The organism is Kordiimonas pumila, from assembly GCF_015240255.1.
Lineage (GTDB): Bacteria > Pseudomonadota > Alphaproteobacteria > Sphingomonadales > Kordiimonadaceae > Kordiimonas > Kordiimonas pumila.
In genome coordinates this window covers 3,616,919-3,637,829 of sequence record NZ_CP061205.1, presented here as the reverse complement: position 1 = coordinate 3,637,829, position 20,911 = coordinate 3,616,919, and the positions used below count along the sequence as shown (strand labels likewise).

General features: G+C 46.7%; 18 protein-coding genes. 12 read left to right on the top strand and 6 right to left on the bottom strand.

Features of this window, described 5'->3' with window-relative positions; all coding sequences use genetic code 11:
* Positions 1–4: 4 nt before the first annotated feature.
* Positions 5–1,243, top strand: coding sequence for an acetyl-CoA acetyltransferase (locus tag ICL80_RS16150; RefSeq protein WP_194215915.1), 1,239 nt, complete (start codon positions 5–7; stop codon positions 1,241–1,243).
* Between the two features lie 55 nt (positions 1,244–1,298).
* On the opposite strand, the gene ICL80_RS16145 is transcribed toward ICL80_RS16150, so the two are convergent.
* Positions 1,299–2,978, bottom strand: coding sequence for a class I adenylate-forming enzyme family protein (locus ICL80_RS16145; RefSeq protein ID WP_194213755.1), 1,680 nt, complete (start codon positions 2,976–2,978; stop codon positions 1,299–1,301).
* 214 nt (positions 2,979–3,192) lie between these two features.
* On the opposite strand from ICL80_RS16145, the gene ICL80_RS16140 reads away from it, so the two are divergent.
* The 8 genes from ICL80_RS16140 (at position 3,193) to ICL80_RS16105 (ending at position 10,364) form a co-directional block, all read left to right on the top strand.
* A complete protein-coding gene (locus tag ICL80_RS16140) occupies positions 3,193–4,152 on the top strand; it encodes a winged helix-turn-helix transcriptional regulator (protein ID WP_194213754.1) in 960 nt (319 codons plus the stop codon).
* A 72-nt stretch (positions 4,153–4,224) separates the two neighbouring features.
* Complete coding sequence (locus ICL80_RS16135; RefSeq protein ID WP_194213753.1) at positions 4,225–5,142, top strand: SDR family NAD(P)-dependent oxidoreductase; 918 nt, start codon at positions 4,225–4,227, stop codon at positions 5,140–5,142.
* Positions 5,139–6,206: an NAD(P)H-dependent amine dehydrogenase family protein gene (locus ICL80_RS16130; protein WP_194213752.1), complete on the top strand. Its 1,068-nt coding sequence runs from the start codon at positions 5,139–5,141 to the stop codon at positions 6,204–6,206. The genes ICL80_RS16135 and ICL80_RS16130 overlap by 4 nt, the downstream gene beginning before the upstream one ends.
* A gap of 11 nt (positions 6,207–6,217) precedes the next feature.
* Positions 6,218–7,696, top strand: coding sequence for a carotenoid oxygenase family protein (locus tag ICL80_RS16125; RefSeq protein ID WP_194213751.1), 1,479 nt, complete (start codon positions 6,218–6,220; stop codon positions 7,694–7,696).
* 30 nt (positions 7,697–7,726) lie between these two features.
* Positions 7,727–8,536 (top strand): DUF1295 domain-containing protein, encoded by an 810-nt coding sequence (locus tag ICL80_RS16120; protein WP_194213750.1) that lies wholly within the window; start codon positions 7,727–7,729, stop codon positions 8,534–8,536.
* Complete coding sequence (locus ICL80_RS16115) at positions 8,536–9,078, top strand: nuclear transport factor 2 family protein (RefSeq protein WP_194213749.1); 543 nt, start codon at positions 8,536–8,538, stop codon at positions 9,076–9,078. The genes ICL80_RS16120 and ICL80_RS16115 overlap by 1 nt, the downstream gene beginning before the upstream one ends.
* A 1-nt stretch (position 9,079) precedes the next feature.
* Complete coding sequence (locus ICL80_RS16110; protein WP_194213748.1) at positions 9,080–9,817, top strand: SDR family oxidoreductase; 738 nt, start codon at positions 9,080–9,082, stop codon at positions 9,815–9,817.
* Between the two features lie 13 nt (positions 9,818–9,830).
* Positions 9,831–10,364 carry a nuclear transport factor 2 family protein gene (locus tag ICL80_RS16105; protein ID WP_194213747.1) on the top strand — a complete coding sequence of 178 codons (534 nt, stop codon included), beginning with the start codon at positions 9,831–9,833 and terminating at the stop codon, positions 10,362–10,364.
* A gap of 20 nt (positions 10,365–10,384) precedes the next feature.
* Here ICL80_RS16105 and ICL80_RS16100 read toward each other — a convergent pair whose 3' ends face one another.
* The gene (locus ICL80_RS16100) at positions 10,385–10,810 is read right to left on the bottom strand and encodes a nuclear transport factor 2 family protein (protein WP_194213746.1); all 426 of its coding nucleotides are present in this window, start codon (positions 10,808–10,810) and stop codon (positions 10,385–10,387) included.
* Between the two features lie 179 nt (positions 10,811–10,989).
* On the opposite strand from ICL80_RS16100, the gene ICL80_RS16095 reads away from it, so the two are divergent.
* On the top strand, positions 10,990–12,831 hold the full coding sequence (locus ICL80_RS16095) for an AMP-binding protein (RefSeq protein WP_194213745.1): 1,842 nt from the start codon (positions 10,990–10,992) through the stop codon (positions 12,829–12,831).
* Positions 12,832–12,891: 60 nt separating this feature from the next.
* On the opposite strand, the gene ICL80_RS16090 is transcribed toward ICL80_RS16095, so the two are convergent.
* Together ICL80_RS16090 and ICL80_RS16085 are read right to left on the bottom strand one after the other, a co-directional pair.
* Entirely contained in the window at positions 12,892–13,329 is a 438-nt protein-coding gene (locus ICL80_RS16090) for an SgcJ/EcaC family oxidoreductase (protein ID WP_194213744.1), read from the bottom strand.
* 135 nt (positions 13,330–13,464) lie between these two features.
* Positions 13,465–15,774 (bottom strand): TonB-dependent receptor, encoded by a 2,310-nt coding sequence (locus ICL80_RS16085; RefSeq protein ID WP_194213743.1) that lies wholly within the window; start codon positions 15,772–15,774, stop codon positions 13,465–13,467.
* Positions 15,775–16,271: 497 nt separating this feature from the next.
* On the opposite strand from ICL80_RS16085, the gene ICL80_RS16080 reads away from it, so the two are divergent.
* Positions 16,272–17,477, top strand: coding sequence for an acetyl-CoA C-acyltransferase (locus ICL80_RS16080; protein WP_194213742.1), 1,206 nt, complete (start codon positions 16,272–16,274; stop codon positions 17,475–17,477).
* Positions 17,478–17,487: 10 nt separating this feature from the next.
* Here ICL80_RS16080 and ICL80_RS16075 read toward each other — a convergent pair whose 3' ends face one another.
* Positions 17,488–17,976 (bottom strand): MarR family winged helix-turn-helix transcriptional regulator, encoded by a 489-nt coding sequence (locus tag ICL80_RS16075; protein ID WP_194213741.1) that lies wholly within the window; start codon positions 17,974–17,976, stop codon positions 17,488–17,490.
* A gap of 144 nt (positions 17,977–18,120) precedes the next feature.
* On the opposite strand from ICL80_RS16075, the gene ICL80_RS16070 reads away from it, so the two are divergent.
* Positions 18,121–19,779: an N-acyl-D-amino-acid deacylase family protein gene (locus tag ICL80_RS16070; RefSeq protein ID WP_194213740.1), complete on the top strand. Its 1,659-nt coding sequence runs from the start codon at positions 18,121–18,123 to the stop codon at positions 19,777–19,779.
* Between the two features lie 25 nt (positions 19,780–19,804).
* Here the strand turns inward: ICL80_RS16070 and ICL80_RS16065 are convergent, their stop codons facing one another.
* Entirely contained in the window at positions 19,805–20,800 is a 996-nt protein-coding gene (locus tag ICL80_RS16065; RefSeq protein ID WP_228073613.1) for a threonine ammonia-lyase, read from the bottom strand.
* Positions 20,801–20,911: the final 111 nt, after the last annotated feature.

Genomic DNA, 20,911 nt, shown 5'->3' with positions numbered 1-20,911 from the left:
GAAAATGGCGAATGATGTTTTTATTTTAGGCGGCTACCAGACGGATTTCAGCAGGAACTGGGCACGCGAAAACCTTGAGCTTATGGATATGTTCAAGGAAACTCTAGAAGAAGGCATGGCAGAAACTGGGCTTGCCGCTACAGATATTGACGCTGCTCATGTGGGTAACTTCACGGCGGAACTTTTCTGTGGTCAAGGTCATTTAGGTGGCTTTTTTGCCGAAGCTGATCCGGCTTTTTCTGGCATGCCCGCAGGGCGTCATGAAGCGGCATGTGCATCAAGTAGCATTGCCATGCTTTCTGCCACTGCAGAAATTGAAGCGGGCCGATATGATGTGGTGGCTGTGCTAGGCATTGAAATGATGCGCAATATACCGGGTGATCAGGCTGCTAAATTTATCGGTGGTACTGCAATGTGGGCAGGTCATGAATGCACAGATGTGAAATACCCTTGGCCACATATGTTTTCCCGCCTTGGGGATGAATATGATAGGCGTTACGGACTAAAGCAGCAGCATTTGGCAGGCATCGCGGAAGTGAACTTTGCGAACGCAAAACGAAACCCTAATGCACAGACCAAAAAATGGGAGTTTGGCCCGAAAAGCTTTACTGAAGATAACGAGGCAAACCCTGTTATTGATGGCCGCATTCGTCGACAAGACTGCGGTCAAGTAACGGACGGGGCTGCTGTTGTGTTTCTGGCAAGCCGCAAAGGCGCAGAAAAATATGCTAGCAAACACGGCCTTGCCTTGGAAAATATTCCCCGTATTCAAGGTTGGGGGCATTCTGTGGCGCCCATTTCTCTTGATAGCAAATTGGCAGAAGGTATGAAAAGTAATTCACCTTATATATTTCCGCATGTAAGGCGCGCGATTATGGATGCGTTTGGCCGTGCCGCGATAAATGGCTCGTTCGATTTGGATGCCATTGAGACACATGACTGTTTTACCACAACAGAATATATGGCGATTGATCATTTTGGTATTACCAAGCCCGGTGAAAGCTGGAAAGCTATTGAAGATAGCACCATTGCGTTTGACGGAAAACTACCTGTTAACCCAAGTGGCGGGCTTATCGGGCTCGGGCACCCTGTTGGTGCAACCGGTGCCCGAATGGTGCTTGATGCGGCAAAACAGGTTGCAGGTAAGGCTGGCGACTATCAGGTGGAAGGGGCCCGCCGTGTTGGTACACTGAATATCGGGGGTAGTGCGACCACCACTGTATCCTTCATCGTGGGACGATAACCAATTATACTCATGAAGGTATAAAACGGGCAGCAAAAGCACTGCCCGTTTTTCTTTACAGGAAATCGCTAAGTTGCTGGCGCACGACTTTGTTCATGGCATTGCGGGGCAAGGCGTTTGTAATTACAAGTTTTTCTGGCCATTTGTATTTTGCTACACCGCGCTCGGCCAAATAGGCCTTGAGAGTTTCGAGTGTGAAGTCTGTCTGTGATGTTACGATAACGGCAGCAACTTTTTCGCCCATCACGTCATCAGGGTATCCAACAACAGCAGCTTCTGTAATGTAGGGGTGGTCACCGACCACAGTATCTAGTTCTTCTGGCGATATATTCATGCCGCCTCTGATAATCAGCTCCTTGCGGCGACCGACAAATATATAAAAACGTCCATCATCAGATATTTGGAACAAGTCGCCCGTTCGAAAATATCCTTCTGGGTCAAAAACCGCCGGGTTATTAGGTATGTCTCCTAAGTAGCCGTCAAAAACATTGGGCCCAGTTACGAGCAGTTCTCCGGTTTCTTTGGCGCTAGTAATTTCGCGGTCGCCATTTTGCCAGTCCACAAGCTTTGTGCGGCTGCGGGCAGCAAATCTGTTTGACCATTTTATCTCGGGTCGGCCAAAGCGTGGGAACATGGTCGCGCGCACTTCAGTATCTGGCACATCTACAGGGCCACCAACAAGGCCAGCGCCCTCATTTGATCCAAAGAAATTTACGATTTCAACATCAAACAGCTCTTTAAAGCCTTTGGTAACGGCAGGGCTTATCGGGGCTGATCCTGAAGCTATATAACGCACATGACTAAGGTCGACTTTGTCGTGCAGTTCTGTGTGTTGCAAGAACATGCTGAGCACAGCTGGCGGGGCAATAGTATAGGAAACTTTCTCCTGCATAATCTGGGTAAGGAAAAGTTGCAGATCAAATGGGTGATGCAAAACAAGGCAGGCTTTGGCCATCGGCCAATAGTATAGAAATCCTGAAATTGCGCCCATGTTGGTAAGAGGGAAAGGGTTTAACATGACGGCACCGTCATCAACTGGGGCGGCATCTCGTACAGCATAAACTTGTGATAGCCAGTGATTATGATGGCGTGGCACACCCTTTGGCACACCTGTTGTGCCAGATGTCCAGCAAATAGTGTATATATCATCAGCGGAACTTATCGCTCGGTCAAAGACAGCTTGGCCTTCAAGCGTTTCGGGGCTGATATCTGAAAAGTAGGGTACTGTTATGTAGTTTTCTTTTGGTTCTGCGGCAAAAGTAAACAGTTTAGTTTTTGCCGGAAACGCAGTGAGCCGGTTTTCCAGATAATTTTTGCCGTTAAAATCTGCGACCGTAAGGTAGGCATCAGCTTCAGTTTCCTGTGCAGCATGTGATAACTCAAACCTGCCATATTGCATGGGAACCGGGCTTAATATGGCACCAAGGCGGTCAAGTGCCAGATACGAGATAACCAGCTCTGCAATGTTAGGTAATTGCACTATAACCTTGTCGCCTTGCCCAATTCCTTTTTCTCTAAACCTGTGCGCCAGAAAATCAGCAAGCCTTGACACATCAGTGTACGTGAGCCGGCACTGTGTGCCACCCGTGATGACGGCGCGGTTCAGAGGGTCAATGAGGGCTACTCTATCTGGCGCTCCCAAAATGGCTTCATCCATAAGGCTTGTAAAGGTGGTGTTCCCCCACCAACCTTTTTCCCTAAAATATGCGGACTTAGCCGGATCTGTTGTTTGCATGTGTGGTGCCCTCCCGTCCCATTTATAACTTGCATAAAGATACCAATATACAGGTCTTATGGAAAGTCAATATGGGCTGAAAATATCTTATACCAAAGATTGTGATAAAGTGACAGCCACTTCGGGGCCTAGACTATCTGCGGAAATGGGGTATTATGCAGAGAAATAGCTTGACTAGTTAGTGATCTAAAAATTCAGTGTGTAAGGGAAATCTGTGGCAGAACAAAAATTTATACGTACATGTTCTATATGGCGTGCACTAGGTGTTGTGGGAGATTTTGCCACGCTGCTGATTTTAGAGTCTATTTGGCAAGGTGCCCGGCGCTTTAGCGAAATTCAAACACGCACGGGTATGCTGAAGGCGCTTGTAAGTGGTCGCCTGAAGCAATTGATTGCTAATGGTCTATTAGTGAAAGTAGCTTACAGCGAAACGCCCAAGCGCTATGATTACCGTATGACTGAAAAATGTATGGAGCTTTATTGGACCGCGCTCATGATGCTGCGCTGGGAAAAAAAATGGAGCTCTGGACAGGAAAAGACCAGTGTCCAGCTTACACACAAGGTGTGTGGGCATGTGTTTGACCCAGTACCAAGTTGTGGCCACTGTGAGAAAGAAATCTTTGCGCGAGATGTAACGTGGGACGAAGGCCCAGGAGTTGGCTGGATGGCACCATCTTACAGCAGGCGCAGGCAAGGTGAAGGCCGCCAAAATGTTGCTGAGTGTACAAGCTTGTTTCATGAAATTGCGATGGTGACGGGCGACCGGTGGGCTGGTCTTATCTTGCGGTCTGTTTTTACAAGGTTGCGCAAGTTTGATGAAATCAGAAAAGACACAGGTATTGCCACAAATATTTTGTCTGACAGATTAAACCAGCTGGTTGATAATGGTTTTTTGTATACGCACGCCTATCAAGATGCGCCTACACGGTATGAATACAGGCTTACAGACAGGAGCTGGGATTATTACCCTGTGCTGCTGATGCTGCTGCAATGGGGTGATAAATGGTATGCCTCACCCGAGGGGCCACCGCTGCTGCTTAACCATACACCTTGTGGACACGAGCTTACACCAACAGTGAATTGTTCTCATTGTGGGGGCGCTATTAGGGCTGGTGATGTGGCTTATGAGTTATCAACCGTAGCAGAAAAGCCAGCTAAGGTGTTTGCTGAATAAAATTTCAAAAAGTAACTTTTAAAATCATACTTACTATGCTAGCGTCTCTGTTAGATAACGGGGAGGTTATGTATGACTATGGCAGGCATATCTTTATGCAAAACTGCTGTTATAACAGGTGCAGGCAAAGGCTTGGGTCGTGCTTTTGCGCATGCTTTAGCGGCAGCTGGTTATAATGTTGTGGTCAATAACCGTGTGCACGCAGACCAAGAGAACGCCGCAGATAAAGTGGTTTCTGAAATACTTTCTCTTGGAGGCAAAGCTGTTGCTGACTATAGCGACATGCAAGATGGTAACGCTGCAGAGACAATCGTTAAAACAGCGCTGACGGCTTTTGGCAGCATTGATGTTTTAATCTTGAATGCAGGTATTTCAGGCACGGCAAGTAAAGTGCAAGATACAGCATTATCGGCCTTTATGTCTGTTTTTGAAACTAACTTGTTCTCTGCTATTTCTATCACGCAGGAAGCCTTGCCTTATATCCAAAAGTCTTCTGCTGGGCGGGTGATTTTCATTGGTTCTACAGCGGGGCTATACGGTGTGCGGGGGCGCGCCCCTTATTCGGCATCAAAAGGCGCTCTTATTGCTTTTGCTAAAACATTGGCTGCAGAAGTCCGACGCTCTGATATTTATGTGAATGTTGTGGTGCCTTATGCAGAAACACAAATGACAGCAGGTATGGGCGGCGATAGTGCTGCTCCTGATATGGCTCCTGCTAAGGTAGCCCCACTAATAGAATGGTTGGCAAGTGATGCCTGCAATCGAACAGGGGATGTGTGGGTTGCAGGCGGTGGTTATTTTAGGGTTGCTGAAACAGTTGAGAGCACAGGGGCCGCTGTTACACCTAATGTGGATAGTACATCGGCGTGGTTCGATGAAAATCTAGATACGCTTACGGATATGAGTGGCGCTTGTGGTTTTGTAGGTGCGGAAGCATCGTTTGTTGATCTGGTAAACAAAATAATGGTTTCAAAAAAGGCGCTGCCATGACCTATAAAGTTGTACAATGGGCAACGGGTGCCATGGGGAAAACCTGTTTAAGGGCTGTGATAGACCACCCAGATCTGGAGCTTGTGGGCCTTTATGTTTATAATCCCAAGAAAGTTGGTGCTGATGCAGGCGACATTGCCCACCGCGCCAAAACAGGCATTCTTGCAACAAATGCTATTGATGATATTTTAGCACTGAATGCTGATATTGTTATTCACACCCCTATGGTGCAGCCGCCGTATACAAGCCATGACAGCGACATCCAGCGCTTATTGGCATCCGGTAAGAATGTTATTAGCATTAATGGTCATAGCTATCCACAGCATTGGGGTGCCGATCACTTTAGCAAGTTTGAAGATGCTTGTAATAAAGGGCAATCCACCTTGTTGGGTGGTGGTTTAAATCCTGGATTTATTGTTGAGCGTATTGCTGCAACGGCAACGGGTATATGTACGCGCCTTGATAATATTACAGTTCGTGAGATTGTTAAATGTAATGAAATGCGCAGCCCGCAGTATGTATTTGATATGCTGGGTTTTGGCTCTAAACCCGGCAAGATAAACCCGAATAACGTCAAGTGGCCACCTGCGGAATTGTTGAACGGTCTCTATAGCGAAGTGGTTGCCCAGTTGGCAGCGCGCCTTGGCCGTGTGCCAGATGTAATTGAAACAGAACATAAGATGCTGCCCGCCAGTACCGATATTGAAATGGCAGCAGGCATTATTCCAAAAGGAACGATCAGTCACACGGCATGGTGCTGGCATGCAATGTCTGGCGGAAAGCCTTTTGTGTCGCTTGCAATTGATTGGATTATGGAAACTGTACATCTGCCAGAGCCGGAGTTCCCCCTTTGGCATGTTTCCATCACAGGTGACCCGTGCGTTGATTTGAAAATAGACCTGAGCCGCAGAGCCGATGACCCTTATAAAACATCACCAGAACAATACGGTGTTGCTGGGTCTGTGATGAATTCCATTCCATTGCTTATGAGCGCCGCGCCGGGTGTGCTGGCTATGCCATCTGCACCAATATTTCAGTGCCGTTTGGCACCTGACGATCAGTAAGGAGAAATAGTATGCCAGCCACCCTAGTGCAGCATGTGCACAGCACGCTTAAAGAAAATGACCACCCCTATATGAATGGGGCATGGACACCAAACTTTGATGAATATAACGCTACAGATATGGAAGTTATTGGCGAAATACCTTCTGATATTGACGGTGTTTATGTGCGCAATACTGAAAACCCTGTCCATGAAGCAATTGGTAAGTATCACCCTTTTGACGGTGATGGCATGGTGCACATCATGCGGTTTGAGGATGGCAAGGCAGAATATCGAAACCGATTTGTGCGCACAAAGGGCTTTGATGAAGAAGCCGCTGTTGGTCATGCTCTTTGGGCGGGTATTGCAGAAAACCCCAATAAATCACTACGCCCGGGTTGGGGCGCGCAGGGTGCTTTAAAAGATTCGTCCTCAACAGATGTTGTAGTTCATGCGGGCAAGATTATGTCGACCTTTTACCAGTGCGGTGAAGGATACCGGCTTGACCCTTATACTCTTGATCAATTTGGCCCTGAAAGTTGGGTTCCCAAAGGCGGTATATCAGCGCATCCCAAGGTTGATGAAGCAACAGGTGATATGCTGTTTTTCAATTATGGTAAAGATGCACCCTATATGAATTACGGGGTAGTTGGCCCTGACAATAAACTGAAACACTATATACCGGTAGACTTACCCGGCCCGCGCTTGCCGCATGATATGGCCTTTACTGAGAATTATTCCATAATGGCAGATCTACCCTTGTTCTGGGACCCTGAAGGGCTGAAAGTCGGCTATCATACGAGCAAGTTTTTCCGCGATATTCCTACCCGTTTTGCCATTGTGCCGCGCTACGGAAACCCAGAAGATATTAAGTGGTTTGAAGCTGCACCCACATATGTATTGCACTGGATGAATGCTTATGAGGACGGTGATGAAATTGTCCTTGATGGATATTTTCAGGAATCGCCGTATCCGAAGCCGCTTGAAGGCATGCCGCCAAGCGCCGGCCTGATGATGGCGTTTCTGGATGAACATTCCTTTAAACCCAAGCTGCACCGCTGGCGTTTTAACCTAAAAACCGGTGAAACCAAAGAACAGCGCCTTGATGACCGGGTGTTGGAGTTTGGGTCCTTTAACCAGAAAATAGCAGGCCGGTATGGCCGCTATCTCTATAGCACCACCAGTAAGCCCGGTTGGTTTTTGTTTACCGGTGTTGTGAAGCATGATCTGGAAACGGGAAAAAGCTGGTCGTATGAGTTTGGTAAAGGGCGTTATGGTAGTGAGGCTCCGTTTGCACCGCGGATAAACGCAAAGACGGAGGATGATGGATATATCGTAAGCTTTATTACCGACATGAATGAAAACCGGTCCGAATGTGTGCTGCTTGACGCTGCAGATATTGAGGCTGGCCCAGTATGCCGGATTATCCTGCCACACAGGATTTCAAGTGGAACACATGCTTGCTGGGCAAATGCGAGTGATATTTCGCATCCCGGCTACAAAACTTCATAGCTACGGGGTCTTAAAGGGGAGTAAGGCAAAATGGAAATTTCGGGTTTAGCTGAACTTTTGGCAGTTGAGTTTGCTGTTATTATGGCTTGTATGATCGTCTTATGGCTGCTGTCTATTGCCATTGATGATGTATCATTTGTTGATAGCTTTTGGGCGGCAGGATTTGTGGTTCTTGCGGGTTTTGGCTACTGGGTAACCGGTGCTGAAGGAGGCGGTATTAAGCAACTGGTTCTGATAGTCGCTGCGGTTTGGGGAACACGGCTTGGCCTTTATATATTTGTGCGGTGGCGCAAAGACGGGCCAGATGGCCGGTATGTGGCCCTAAAGGCAAAAGCAAAAGGCAATGTGCATATCTATACCCTGAAAAATGTATTCCTTATTCAGGGCGTTATGCTGTGGATTGTGGCGCTGCCAATTCTCTTTGTGATGGCGGGACCTACGATCATGCCTTTGGGCCTTCTTGCCTTTGTTGGGGTTGGATTATCAACACTTGGTTTTTTCTTTGAAAGCGTGGGTGATTGGCAGATGGCGCGTTTTCGAAGTAAGCCAGAGAATAAAGGTAAAGTAATGGACCAAGGGTTGTGGCGCTATACCCGGCATCCAAATTATTTTGGTGACGCTTGTGTTTTCTGGGGCCTGTACCTTATCGCGTTAGGGGCACCGTATGGATACCTTAGTATTTTTGGTCCGGCCCTTTTGACATGGACACTTGTAAAATGGTCTGGTGCCGCCCTTTTGGAACGGCGCTTGTCACGGTCAAAACCTGGGTATGAAGACTATTTGGCGCGGACACGGTCATTCATTCCGTGGTTTCCAAAGAACGTAAAGGGGAGGGTGTAATGGCTGAGTATGATGATGCCATACAGGCACTGCTTGATAAAAAAGCAATTGAAGAAGTTTTGGTAAAATATTGCCGAGGGGCGGACCGCGGGGATGCGGACCTGATTGCAGAAGCTTATCATCCTGCTGCAACGGAAGATCACGGCGGCACTTTTCTTGGTTCGGCGGCAGACTATCTTGAAATGATTAGAAAAGTTCTGCCGTCTGCAGGGCGCATGAGCCATGCGATTACAAACATGCTGATTGAGCTTGAAGATAGCACCCATGCCACCAGTGAATGCTATATTATGACCTTTTCCCGGCGCGAGGCAAAAGGCGAGGCTTTTGACAGCCTTACGATGGCACGCCTGATTGACAAGTTTGAAAAACGGGGTGGTAAGTGGGCGATCGTGCACCGGCGGCTTGCATGGGAATGGAATCATGAGATGCCAACTCGTGAAACATGGGGGCGCGGCATGATAGCCCCAGATGTTTCAAAACTGATCAGAGGTGGCAAAAAGCCGAATGATATTCTCTATAATTTTGGTTTCGGGAGGGAATGAAATGAACATCGAGAACGCAGTTGCCCTTGTAACTGGTGGCAATCGAGGCATAGGGCTTGGTTTTGTAACCGAGCTTTTAAAAGCGGGCGCTAAAAAAGTATATATTGGTTGCCGGTCCTTATCAGAAGGTGAGGCTATTGCCACAGAAAACCCAAAACAACTGGTTGCTGTTGCACTTGATGTTACGAGGCCAGAGACTATTGAAAATGCTGCCATGAACTGCACCGATGTTTCTTTGCTGGTGAATAATGCTGGGGCCTTTATTAATGAAAGGCTTATTGGCGCCAAAGACATGTCGGCCATGCGCACTGAGATGGAGGTCAACTATTTTGGTGTGGTTGCTATGTGCCGTGCGTTTGCCCCTGTTTTGAAGCGAAATGGCGGCGGGGCAATTGTTAATGTGTTGTCGGCAGGTGGCATTGTTGCCGTGCCGGGCATGGGGGGGTATAGCCCGTCCAAGTTTGCATCGCGGGCAGCCTCAACCTGTATCAGGGCAGAGCTTGCGGGGCAGGGCACTACAGTTTCTGCGCTTATTGTTGGATCAGTTGATACGCGCATGGCTTCTCATATAAAACGAGAAAAATCTACACCGGAAGCGATTGCAAGAGCAGGTATCGCTGCTGCCCGAAACGGTGTTGATGAAATGGATACAGACCCGCACGCAATGGAAGTGCGGGCAGCACTAGCCCGTGACCCAAAAGCCTTGGAACATGCCATGGCAGCGCAAGTACGTACCTAGAAGGGATAAAAGTATGACACAGCCAAATACGCTAGAAACATTACTTGCGAAGCAGGATATTCATGATGTTCTTGTGAATTATGCACGTGCGGTCGACCGGGCAGATGCACCTCTACTTAAGTCCTGTTATCACAGTGATGCTATTGAAGAACACGGTAATACATACACCGGGCCAGCCCACGCTTATGCGGACGGTGCGGCAGAGCGGCTTATGAAGCTCAAACATCCGATGGCACACTATTTGTGCAATGTGCACATTGATCTGAATTTAGGCCAAAATATTGCGTATGTTGAAAGTTATTTACTGACATTTGCACGCTTTGATAAAGGCACAGATCCATGGGATACACTAACCGGAGGGCGTATTGTTGATCGTTTTGAATGCCGTGATGGTGTGTGGAAAATTGCACACCGTAAAATGGCGTTTGACTGGAACCATGACATGCCATCAAGCGAAGGTTGGTGCCTCGGTCTTTTTAAGCCCGAAGACCCAGGCATGATTATGGGTAAGCGCGGACAGGCAGACCTATCCTACCAGCGCTTCTAGTTATCTGTTAAAGGTGGTGGCTATGAGGCCGTTTCTATATCGCGCAGTGCTTTTGTCCACATAGATTGTGAGCCACCTTCTTTGACCTTTTGCAGCAGGCTTGAATCAAAATAGTCACGCCAGCGAATAACAAGGCCGTCTTTTAATTCCAGAATACCCATATAGGGCATTTGAATATGGACGCCTTCGGCGTTTACATAGTCATCAATGCCTTCAACCAGTACGGCATTTCCGGTTTCGGCATAGTTGGTTAAACGCCAATTGATGTTCGTTTGCCCTGATCCAAATTTGTCCAGAAAGGCTTTTACTGCAGTCTTGCCTTCAAGGGGCGGTGATCCAATATGGTAGTGATAGACAACATCATCAGCGAGTTGAGCAAGGATTGTTTCTATATCGCCAGCTTTCCAAGAAGAAATGAGCGTTTTAAGGGTTGAGAGCGCAGTCATTTATGATGTCCTTTGTCTAAGGTCTAATATACTGGGTTAGATGACAGGCCTGTATCGATTTTTGTTGGTCTTTATGTAACATTTTGTTACTTTCATAAAGAAACAAAAATAATATAAATATGCCTTTTTTGGTTAAATTTTGTTATTTTACTCATTAAAAATGATCATAAGGTATTATTGTGCAACTATCAATAAAAGATGCTACCCTTAGAGAGATAGACCTGCCTGCGGTGGATTTGGATATCAAGAAGCTATCTGACGGCACAATATTTTTAAAAAACAATGTTGCGCTACCGGACTTTGACCCCCTTTTGTATGGGCATCTGAAAAAACGTGCTGCCATAAGCCCGGATAAGATTGCTTTGGCAGAAAGAGACAAGGTAACAGGCGCATGGAGGACATGCACATTTGCTGAACTGATGGCGCGAATTAGGTCTGTAGCGCAGTGGCTTTTAAAGTTTGAGGTGGGTTCTGAGCGGCCCCTTATGATTATTTCAGGCAATACAATTGGGCATGCCGTTATGCGTTTGGGGGCAGTTGCGGCAGGTGTCCCTGTGTGCCCTATCAGCAGTAATTACGCCCTGATGGGGGGAGACTTCGGTCGGTTAAAATATGTTTTCGAGCTGGTAAAGCCTGCTCTGATCTATGCCGAAGAAGGGAGCCTTTATAATAAGGCGCTTTTATCCCTCGATTTGTCGGCCTGTACTATCATTTCAGCTTTAACTGACAATATGTCTGTAAAAACAGTAAGCTATTCGGAGCTTCTGGAAACTGTGCCAGCCCAATCATTGGAGGATGTTATTGGTTCGGTCAATCCAGATGGTCACGCGGTTTACATGTTAACATCAGGATCAACGGGCAGGCCAAAAGCAGTTATTTTGACCCAGCGTATGATTATGACCAGCATCTTTCAGGCCCATGCTATTTTGGGCGCAGGAATGCACTGGGATGATAAAATACTCGACTGGTTACCTTGGAGCCATGTTTCGGGTGCTACTAATTTGGTGGGCGCCCTTGTTTTTGGCGGTAGTTTTTATATTGACGACGGTAAACCAGCGCCGGGCCTCTTTGAAAAAACACTGAAAAACCTTAAAGAACTGTCAGTGCCTTATTTTGCAAATGTGCCGTTTGGCTATGCAATGCTGGTTGGGGCACTGGAGGACGACCCGCTGCTTCGTAAAGCTTTTTTTAAAAACCTGCATTTAATGCTCTACGGGGGTGCGGGCCTTTCGCAAGACCTTTATGAGCGATTGCAGGCAATGGCGGTGGCCGAAACGGGACACCGGATTTTTATCACAACAGGGTATGGAGCAACCGAAACAACATCTGGCTGTATGGCTATTTTCTTTGATACCCGCAAGGTGGGTGTTGGGCTACCTCTACCGGGTGTAGAGGTGAAGCTGGTGCCAACGGACGGTGAGTTTGAAATCCGTATGCGCGGCCCTCATATCATGTCTGGCTATCTTGATGACCCAGAAAAATCGGCGCAGTCTTTTGATAGTGAAGGCTTTTACAAGCTTGGGGATCTGGTTAACTTTCATGACCCGAATGATTTTGCAAAGGGTATGTATTTTTCAGGCAGACTTGCAGAACAGTTTAAGCTTGGTACGGGTTCATGGGTGTCGGGGGGGCAAGTGCGGGCGGGCATAATAGCGTGTCTCTCGCCGCTTGTTACAGATCTTATTCTGTGCGGTGAAGGCCGTGATGCACTTGGGGCGCTTTTGGTGCTTAATGCGCCGGGCCTAAAATCCATTTTTGGTCTTACGCTGGCCGATGATCTATCAGCGCATCCTGAAGTACTTGGGTATGTAAAAGAAAAGCTTACAGCCTATAATGCGGTAAATCCTGGTAAGTCTAGCCGTATTGCTAGGGCGGCTTTTCTTGCAACCCCCCTAAGTGCTGATCAGCACGAATTGTCAGATAAGGGGACTATTAATCAGGCAATAGCGTCTAAAAATCGGGTTGAAGAAATTGAGGCACTTTACGCCGACGACCCCTCTGAAAAGGTTATTGTGTTTTAAGGCGCGGTGCGAAAAAAAGGCACCCAGTACTGGATGCCTTCATTGCAAGTATGGGAAAATTTAATGTTTGTTTAGTGCCGGGCTATCAATTTGTGCCACACCCATTTCTGATAGTAGTTGAGCACGGTCATAATATTCACGCCATTCCTGAACATGGCCATCTTTGATCACCAGAATACCGACAACCGGAACAGCGCCTTCCTGTTCGCCAACCTTAAAGGTGTCTACACGTTCAAGAAAAACAACATTTCCTGAAACGGCAACATTCTTTAATTGCAGCTCCAGATAACTGGCACCTTTTAAAAGGGCAGCAAGGTGAGCACGTAGAACTTCACGCCCCTGTATGGGTTCTATCATGACAGAATGTAGAACGGCATCCTCTGCAAAAAGATCAGCAATTTTATCAACGTCTAGCTCATTCCATGCCTGCACCATATCCATGGCAACGCTTAGAGAGGCTTTTTCAGTTTCTGTTTCAGCGATTGCTTGTGTTGACATGGCAAATATTACTCCAATTAAAGCGGTTTTTAAGTGTTTGATCATGGGTATGTTCCCGTTCCAAAAGGTTTTCTGATTTAGAGAAATAGCTGCCCGACCATTCAGTAAAGAGAAGGTCGGGCAGGACTGGGGTTATTAGAAGTCTAGTGATAACTCAATGCCATAGGTTCTTGGTGTGCCAAGGGTAGATACTTCGTCACCGAGGAAGGCAATAATGTTCGTGCGATAAAGTTTATCTGTCAGGTTTTTACCCCAGATAGAGAATGACCAGTTGGAATCTGCGGGGTGCAATGTGATCCGTGCATCAAGAAGACCGTACGAATCTTCATACTGGAAGTTGTCTGGTAACCAGTATAGTTTGCCTTGCTGCGAGTAATTTGCCCGTATTTGCAGGGCATCGGGCATGTCCATAAAATCAGTTGTTACTTCTGCGCCGATGTTAAACTGATAGTTTGGTGTGCGTTGCAGTTTGTTGCCGGTGTTCACAAGACCATTACTGTCGATAAAGTCTTTATATTCAGTGTCAAGAATTGTACCAGCAGCCCAGATATACAGGAAGTCAGTGGCTACAAATTGTAGCTCTGTTTCTATCCCTTTGATTTTTGCATCTGCGGCATTGTCTGTAATGTTGCATAAGCAGCCATCATCGGTTTGTGTGACTTGCAGGTTTTTATAATCCATTGTGAAAGCTGCAGTATTGAGCCTTGCACGACCGTCAAGGAACTCCCACTTTGCGCCCACTTCATAGCTTGTAACCGTTTCAGGGTCATATGCAATTTGAGCAGCAACAGCGTTGGCTGGAGTGTCTTCAAAGCCGCCACCTTTGTAGCCCTTTGCGGCGCTTACATAGAGCATCAGATTGTCTGTTGGTGTAAACTCAAGGATTGCTTGCGGTGTAAATTCACCCCAGCTTTCACCGTACTCGGTTGTAAAGCTTTCACCTTCCGCAAGGCCGACAATAGGTGTTAGCGAAACTGTGTCATTCGGGAAGAACTGGTCACCCGTTTCAACCGCAATACCTGTAACTGTTCCGCTTTTTTTGTCTCGGGAATAGCGAAGGCCAGCTGTTAGTTTCCATGCGTCAGCAAATTGGTACCCAACTTGGCCAAAGGCTGCATAACTGGTGGTTTTACCGACATTATCCCAGTGAGATTCACCAGAAATAGAAGGTAAACCCACAGGAATCTCGCCCCAGTATTTATCGTACTTATCAACTTTGTCATGTTGATAATATGCACCTAAAATCCAGTCAAAACGACTATCGCTATAATCAGATGTTAAGCGTAGCTCTTGTGTGAACTGAGAAATTTTTTCTTCTTCATTCACAGGAAATGAAAACGCAAAGGGGCTTATGACTCCAAAGCCGCTGTCTGGGCCAGCGCCGGATTGGTCGTACACGCCTGTTGCATCACCGTCGCGGTACCCTGTTATGCTGGTGAGAACAATATCATCGCTGATTTTGTTCTCCATTTGCAAGGTTAGGCCAAGGGCTTCACGTTTATGGCCTTGGGGTGTATCGAAGTTGTCACCCTTATAACGTGGGTGCTCTGGCAAGCTTTCCCTGATGCTAAGCCCACCTTCGCGGTTTGCTGCAATGAAGGCACGCGTTGTGCTCCATGGGTTTAACCCAGGGTTGTTTGGGTCTGCAATAGCGACACGGTGAATGCCGTTAGAGCTATCTTTCATATAATCTACAATCAGGCGGGCACTGAAATCAGAGCCATCTGGTGCATATGCAAGCTGGCCGCGCATCTGTATGGAATCAAGGTTATCAAGGTCGCGGTCATGCAGGATATCATGGTTGTAGCCATCATGGTGCCGGGCCTGAAAGGAGAAACGGCCTGTGAGAGAATCGCTTAAAGAACCAGTAATATAACCAGATGTATGCATGGCATTATAATTACCGTATCCAAACGTAACATGGGCTGATGTTTCTTCTTCTGGTTTTGCTGTAATAATGCTGATAGCACCGCCAACAACATTACGACCAAGTAGCACACCTTGTGGGCCGCGCACCACTTCTACGCGTTCAATGTCGTAAAAGTCTGCGTTTAATAAGCCAGAGCGGCCAACATATACATCATCGATGAATATACCGATAGATTGGTCGGCGGACGGCGCATCAAGGCGCGTGTTGGTAATGCCGCGAATATTGAATTCTTGGTCGAGCGGCGAGTTTTCTGTGTATGAAAGTGAAGCAACACTACGAGCAAGGTCAGAGTAGTTATAAATCCGATCTTTCTCCAGTGATGCGCCTGTAACCGCAGAAACAGCAACGGCGCTGTCTTGCAAGCCAACTTCGCGGCGCTGCGATGTAATAAGTATTTCTTCAAGTTGCCTTGGTTCCGCAGCGGCATTCTCTGCTGTAGCTGCTGCGGTATAGGTTGAAGACGCAAGCAAAGCCCACGCCATGACAGAAAAAGATGTGGTTGAATGGTAGCGCATTTTTTTTCCTTCCCCTTGACAATCCCTAGGCCTCCCCGCCTGTGTCTCCTCAAATAAGCTTGTGGAGCTGGGATTTCATGAAAATACGTTACGCTGGAAATAGTAGGTATGTCAATGCAAGTCTTATATGAGTAATTAATTTTATAAAAATGTCACTATATAAGCCAATAATAAGAATTTTTTTATTATCTATTATGATTGTATAAAAATACTATATTGCAATAAAATGCCGTGTGCTGCTTGGGGTGACGTGTGGGGTTTATTGCAAGAGTTTCTTTTGTAACCCTATATCATATTTAATTGCATAATAGTACTTATAATCATTTATTTTTCAGTAATTTTGAAAATATATTGAGATTATTTATGGAATAAAAGGAAAAATCTGGCGATTGACAGTTTGCTAACTGCTTATTAGTACTATTAAGCAAGTTACTTATTTTTAATGAATAGCGATCGTGCCGTATAAAATATGTCTAGATCAGGATGGAGTTTCATGCATGTCGCCTGTTTTTATATGTGATGCAGTTAGAACGCCGCGCGGTAAGGCGCGTGCAGGCGGTGGGTTACATGCTGTTAAGCCTGTTGATCTTATGGCATTAGTCCTTAAGGCTCTAGAAGAACGTAATAGGTTTGATACTAAAGCTGTCCATGATATTATTTTAGGCTGTGTAACGCAGGTTGGTGATCAGGGCGGTAACATTGCCCGTACGGCATGTCTAGTGGGGGGCTGGTCTTCTATGGTGCCCGGCATGACAATTAACCGTTATTGTACATCAGGTCTTGATGCGGCGGTTCTTGCAAGTTCCAAAATTATGGCAGGTGTCGATTCCCTCTCTGTCGCGGGTGGAATAGAGGTTATGTCGCGTGTGCCAATGCTGTCTGATAACGGCGCATACTATGCAGACCCGGATGTGGCGAGCCGCGCGCCTTTTATACCACTGGGTATCGCTGCTGATTTGGTAGCCACACTTGAGAATATATCCCGCAGTGATGTTGATGGCTACGCAGCTACATCACAGCAGCGTGCCGCCCGTGCTCGCAGGGATGGGTATTTTAATAAGTCAATGGTGCCTGTAACTGACCCGCTATCTGGTGACACCATTGAGGCGGATGAAAACATTAGGGAAGATACAACAGTTGATAGTTTGGCTGCCTTTGAGCCAATTTTTGCGGACCTTGGTAAAGAAGGATATGATGATCTGGCCTTGAAGCGCTATCGAGCACTGAATGCTATTAATCATGTACATCATATTGGTAATTCCCCAGCAATGGCGGATGGCGCCTCTGCAATTTTGCTGGCAAACCAAAATGCTGTTTTGGCACATACCTTAAAGCCACGGGCTAAAGTTCTTTCCATGGCGAATGTAAGTGTTGATCCGGTTTTAATGCTGACTGGTGGTATTGATGCAGCAGGGCTGGCCTTGAAACGTGCTGATATGGTGGCCTCTGATATTGATCTGGTTGAGTTTAACGAGGCTTTTGCTGCGGTTGTTATTAAATTTATGCGTGATATGCGGTTTGATATGGACCGCGTAAATGTCAATGGTGGTGCTATAGCGCTTGGCCACGCAATGGGCTCAACAGGTACAAGCCTGATTGGTATGGCGCTGGATGAACTAGAGCGTAGGGATTTAACAACAGGGCTGATTTCGGTTTCTGGTGGTGCGGGTGTTGGAACGGCGATGGTTATTGAGCGAGTTTAAACGTAAAGTGTCAGCTTTCATAGCTGCGGCGTACGTTAACCGCATGGTTTTTTAGTTTATCCAGCAAGAAGCAAAGCTGCTGTTTTTCCTGTAGGTTAAGGCCTGCGGTTAGTTCTTCTGCTTGGCGAATAAAATGCGGTTCTGTTTCGCGGTAAAAAGCTTTGCCCTGTTTTGTAAAAGCAAGAATTGGACTGGATTTGTGTTGATCATTAGCAAGGCGTTTTAAGAGGCCTTTTTTCTCAAGCTCAGTTGCTGCTCTGCTTAAAGTGGATTTGTCGTGGAAAATAATTTTTGCAATTTCCCCAAGTGTTAAAGGGCCTGCATTTGCGATAGACCCTATAATACGCCACTGACACAGCGTTAACCCATAGCGTTTTTGGTTTTCTTTAGTGCCGCCAAACGCCATCAAGTTTGATACAATGGTCACCTGATAGCTGATGTGCGAAGCAGGTTCCATATTGTGCGTTAGTAAGTCTTTTTCAGGCGTCTCATTTTTCATAAAGCTACTCTTGCGTAATTGGGTTGAAATATCAATTGCAATCGCATGTGCCCTAAGTGTTGCATATGCAACGAATTGCTGATACGATTTTATTGAATTTTCAACGTTTGTTGTGAATTTACCGTAATATTTAGGGGGATACCAATGCAAAAGAATGTGGGACTTAAAACAGCACTTAAGGTGCTGAGTGGTGCGCTAAGCGTATCGTATTTGACAGCAGGATTGCTCGCGGCTGATTACGACCTTGTCATTAAAAACGGTATAATGGTTGATGGCACTGGTGTGCCCGGCGTTGCCGCAACCATAGGTATTAAAGATGGTTTGATCACATATGTTGGGGATGCTGAAAGCCTGGATGCAGACGAGGTTGTTGATGCTAAGGGGCTTGTTGTTTCACCAGGGTTTGTTGATGCACATAACCATTCGGAAAGTGTGTATATAAACCCTGCAGACCATTTAAACACAGCTTATTTGTTGCAAGGGGTGACAACTACTATTGTTGGAAACGATGGTTTTTTAAACCCAGAACAGATCAAAGGTTTGCAAAAATATATCGCCGAATATGGAACGGGCACAAATGTGGCTGCCTATGTCGGGCATAACGGTGTTCGGCGTGTTGTTATGGGTAGTGAGCAGCGCGCCCCGACCAGTGAAGAACTGGCAAAAATGAAGGCATTAGTGCATGAAGGCATGGAAGAGGGCGCAATAGGCTTTTCAACAGGTTTGATGTACGATCCGGGTAAGTTCTCTGATACTGCGGAAGTTATTGCACTGGCAAAAGAAGCTGCTCCGTATGGCGGTACGTACGATTCGCACATCAGAAATCCGGTACACGACTTAATTGGCTCAGCAACAGAAGCAATTGAAATCGGCCGTTCTGCAGGTATTGGTGCTAAAATAAGCCACGCAAAGCTTGTTGGGTTGCCAAACAAATCGAAGATGCCAGAATTCCTGAAACTGGTAGAGGATGCCCGCAGTGAAGGATTGAATGTGGTGACAGACCAATACCCTTATAACGGTGCTGCAACCAGTTTTTTGTGGGACATGATTGCTCTGCCAGAGCAATTTGCAGAGTCTCAGAATAAAGATGACGCATATGGCAGTGCAAAGGACAGGGCTACTTTAAAGACCTTACTTGCTGTGCAGGAAAACCTGCCTTCAATTGCAGCGTTTAATGAAGCAGGTGGGCGCGGTTTTAGCTGGGTTGACGCTGTAGGATACACAGCGATGCGTATTGTGGATGCGCCCGAAAACCCTGAGCTTGTAGGTAAGCATATCTCAGAGCTTGCATCTGAATGGGCTGTTTCGGGGTTTGAAGCGCTGGCCCGTATCATTGTTAACTCAAGCCAGCCTATTTTAATGACTTTGGGATCTGTTGAAGAAAGCAATGTCCAGAAGCTTCTCGTGCAGCCATGGAACATGGTTTCCAGTGATGGAGCATGGGCAGATGCCAGTAAAGAACTGCGTATGCATCACCCCCGCTCAACGGGTAGCTTCCCACGTGTTGTGGGGCATTATGCTCGTGATTTGAAGCTTATGAGCATGGAAGAAGCCATTCGTAAAATGACCTCGTTTCCTGTTGCTTTTATGGGGCTTGGCAAGCGTGGTATCATCCGGGAAGGGTATGTGGCCGATATTGCCATCTTTAACCCGGATGAGATTGTTGATCGCTCAACATGGGTGGACCCTGATTTAATGTCTGTGGGTATGGTGGATGTTATTGTTGCTGGTAAGCTTGTTCTTAAAGATGGCAAGCCTACAGGTACAGCTAGTGGCACATTCATTAAGCTTGCACACGACTAAAACAGGCTAAATTGGCGGGGAGTGCTTAGCGGATGCACTCCCTGAACTGATGTGGATCAATATTCCCGCCACTTATTACCAGCACAGTATTTTTGTTCTGTGTGGTGCATTTTTTTGCCAGTATAGCGGCTAAGCCTGTTGCGCCGCCGGGCTCAATAATTATTTTAAGGGCCTGATAGGCAAATCTTATAGCGGCCTTTACTTCATCGTCTGTAACCGAAATGCCGCTGACGCCTTTTGCATGCATAATGGGAAAGGTAAGCTCGCCGGGTGAGGGTGCCATTAAGGCATCACATATGGATGTGCTATCAGGTGTAAGCTTTATACGGTGGCCTGCTGCAAGGGATTGCTCGGTATCATTATAGGCTGCGGGTTCAAGGGTATAAATCTGTGTGTTTGGGCTGGTTTCTTTCACGGCAATGGTAACGCCAGCGCACAAACCGCCGCCGCTACACGGCACAAGAATAGCATCCGGCTTTATACCCAGTACGGTTAAGTCCGCCATGATTTCAAGCCCAATGGTACCTTGCCCTGCAATAATATAAGGGTCGTCAAAGGGTGGTACAATTACTGCACCTTTTTCAGCAGCAATGTGAGTACCAATTTCTTCTCGGCTTTCAGTGTAACGGTTGTAAAGATGTACATGGGCCCCAAATGCACGTGTATTTTCAATTTTCATATAAGGGGCATCTTCGGGCATGATGATAGTCGCTTCGATGCCGAGCATCTTGGCGGCTGCTGCAACACCCTGTGCATGGTTCCCTGATGACCATGCCACCACACCAGCTTGGCGGGCGGTTGTATCAAGTGCTGAAAGGCGGTTATAAGCCCCACGAAATTTGAAGGCTCCAACATGCTGGAGGTTTTCGAGTTTTAGAAAGACTCGGCCTTCAGTAAAGTCATTAAGGTAGAGATTCTCGATTAAAGGGGTTCTAACCGCAATGCCTTCAATACGGCTGGCTGCGTCTAGGATGTCTCTGTAAGAAACGGGGTTTTCCATATAAACCTGAAACCTTTTCATGTGTTTGTGCCAGCTTAGCATAGTAGGCTTTCTGCGGCTTACAAGCATATAAATCTGATTTTGCTACTATTGTTTTCAATCCCGTCTGTTTGCTGGAAAGCTAGTAAAAAT

Excerpts from the sequence above, each read along its gene's own strand:
- ICL80_RS16150 (WP_194215915.1), top strand. The coding sequence starts at position 5 with ATGGCGAATGATGTTTTTATTTTAGGCGGCTACCAGACGGATTTCAGC.
- ICL80_RS16115 (WP_194213749.1), top strand. The coding sequence starts at position 8,536 with ATGGCTGAGTATGATGATGCCATACAGGCACTGCTTGATAAAAAAGCA.
- ICL80_RS16065 (WP_228073613.1), bottom strand. The coding sequence starts at position 20,800 with ATGAAAAGGTTTCAGGTTTATATGGAAAACCCCGTTTCTTACAGAGAC.
- ICL80_RS16145 (WP_194213755.1), bottom strand. The coding sequence starts at position 2,978 with ATGCAAACAACAGATCCGGCTAAGTCCGCATATTTTAGGGAAAAAGGT.
- ICL80_RS16085 (WP_194213743.1), bottom strand. The coding sequence starts at position 15,774 with ATGCGCTACCATTCAACCACATCTTTTTCTGTCATGGCGTGGGCTTTG.
- ICL80_RS16070 (WP_194213740.1), top strand. The coding sequence starts at position 18,121 with ATGCAAAAGAATGTGGGACTTAAAACAGCACTTAAGGTGCTGAGTGGT.
- ICL80_RS16105 (WP_194213747.1), top strand. The coding sequence starts at position 9,831 with ATGACACAGCCAAATACGCTAGAAACATTACTTGCGAAGCAGGATATT.
- ICL80_RS16110 (WP_194213748.1), top strand. The coding sequence starts at position 9,080 with ATGAACATCGAGAACGCAGTTGCCCTTGTAACTGGTGGCAATCGAGGC.
- ICL80_RS16130 (WP_194213752.1), top strand. The coding sequence starts at position 5,139 with ATGACCTATAAAGTTGTACAATGGGCAACGGGTGCCATGGGGAAAACC.
- ICL80_RS16100 (WP_194213746.1), bottom strand. The coding sequence starts at position 10,810 with ATGACTGCGCTCTCAACCCTTAAAACGCTCATTTCTTCTTGGAAAGCT.
- ICL80_RS16090 (WP_194213744.1), bottom strand. The coding sequence starts at position 13,329 with ATGTCAACACAAGCAATCGCTGAAACAGAAACTGAAAAAGCCTCTCTA.
- ICL80_RS16135 (WP_194213753.1), top strand. The coding sequence starts at position 4,225 with ATGACTATGGCAGGCATATCTTTATGCAAAACTGCTGTTATAACAGGT.
- ICL80_RS16125 (WP_194213751.1), top strand. The coding sequence starts at position 6,218 with ATGCCAGCCACCCTAGTGCAGCATGTGCACAGCACGCTTAAAGAAAAT.
- ICL80_RS16075 (WP_194213741.1), bottom strand. The coding sequence starts at position 17,976 with ATGAAAAATGAGACGCCTGAAAAAGACTTACTAACGCACAATATGGAA.
- ICL80_RS16120 (WP_194213750.1), top strand. The coding sequence starts at position 7,727 with ATGGAAATTTCGGGTTTAGCTGAACTTTTGGCAGTTGAGTTTGCTGTT.
- ICL80_RS16080 (WP_194213742.1), top strand. The coding sequence starts at position 16,272 with ATGTCGCCTGTTTTTATATGTGATGCAGTTAGAACGCCGCGCGGTAAG.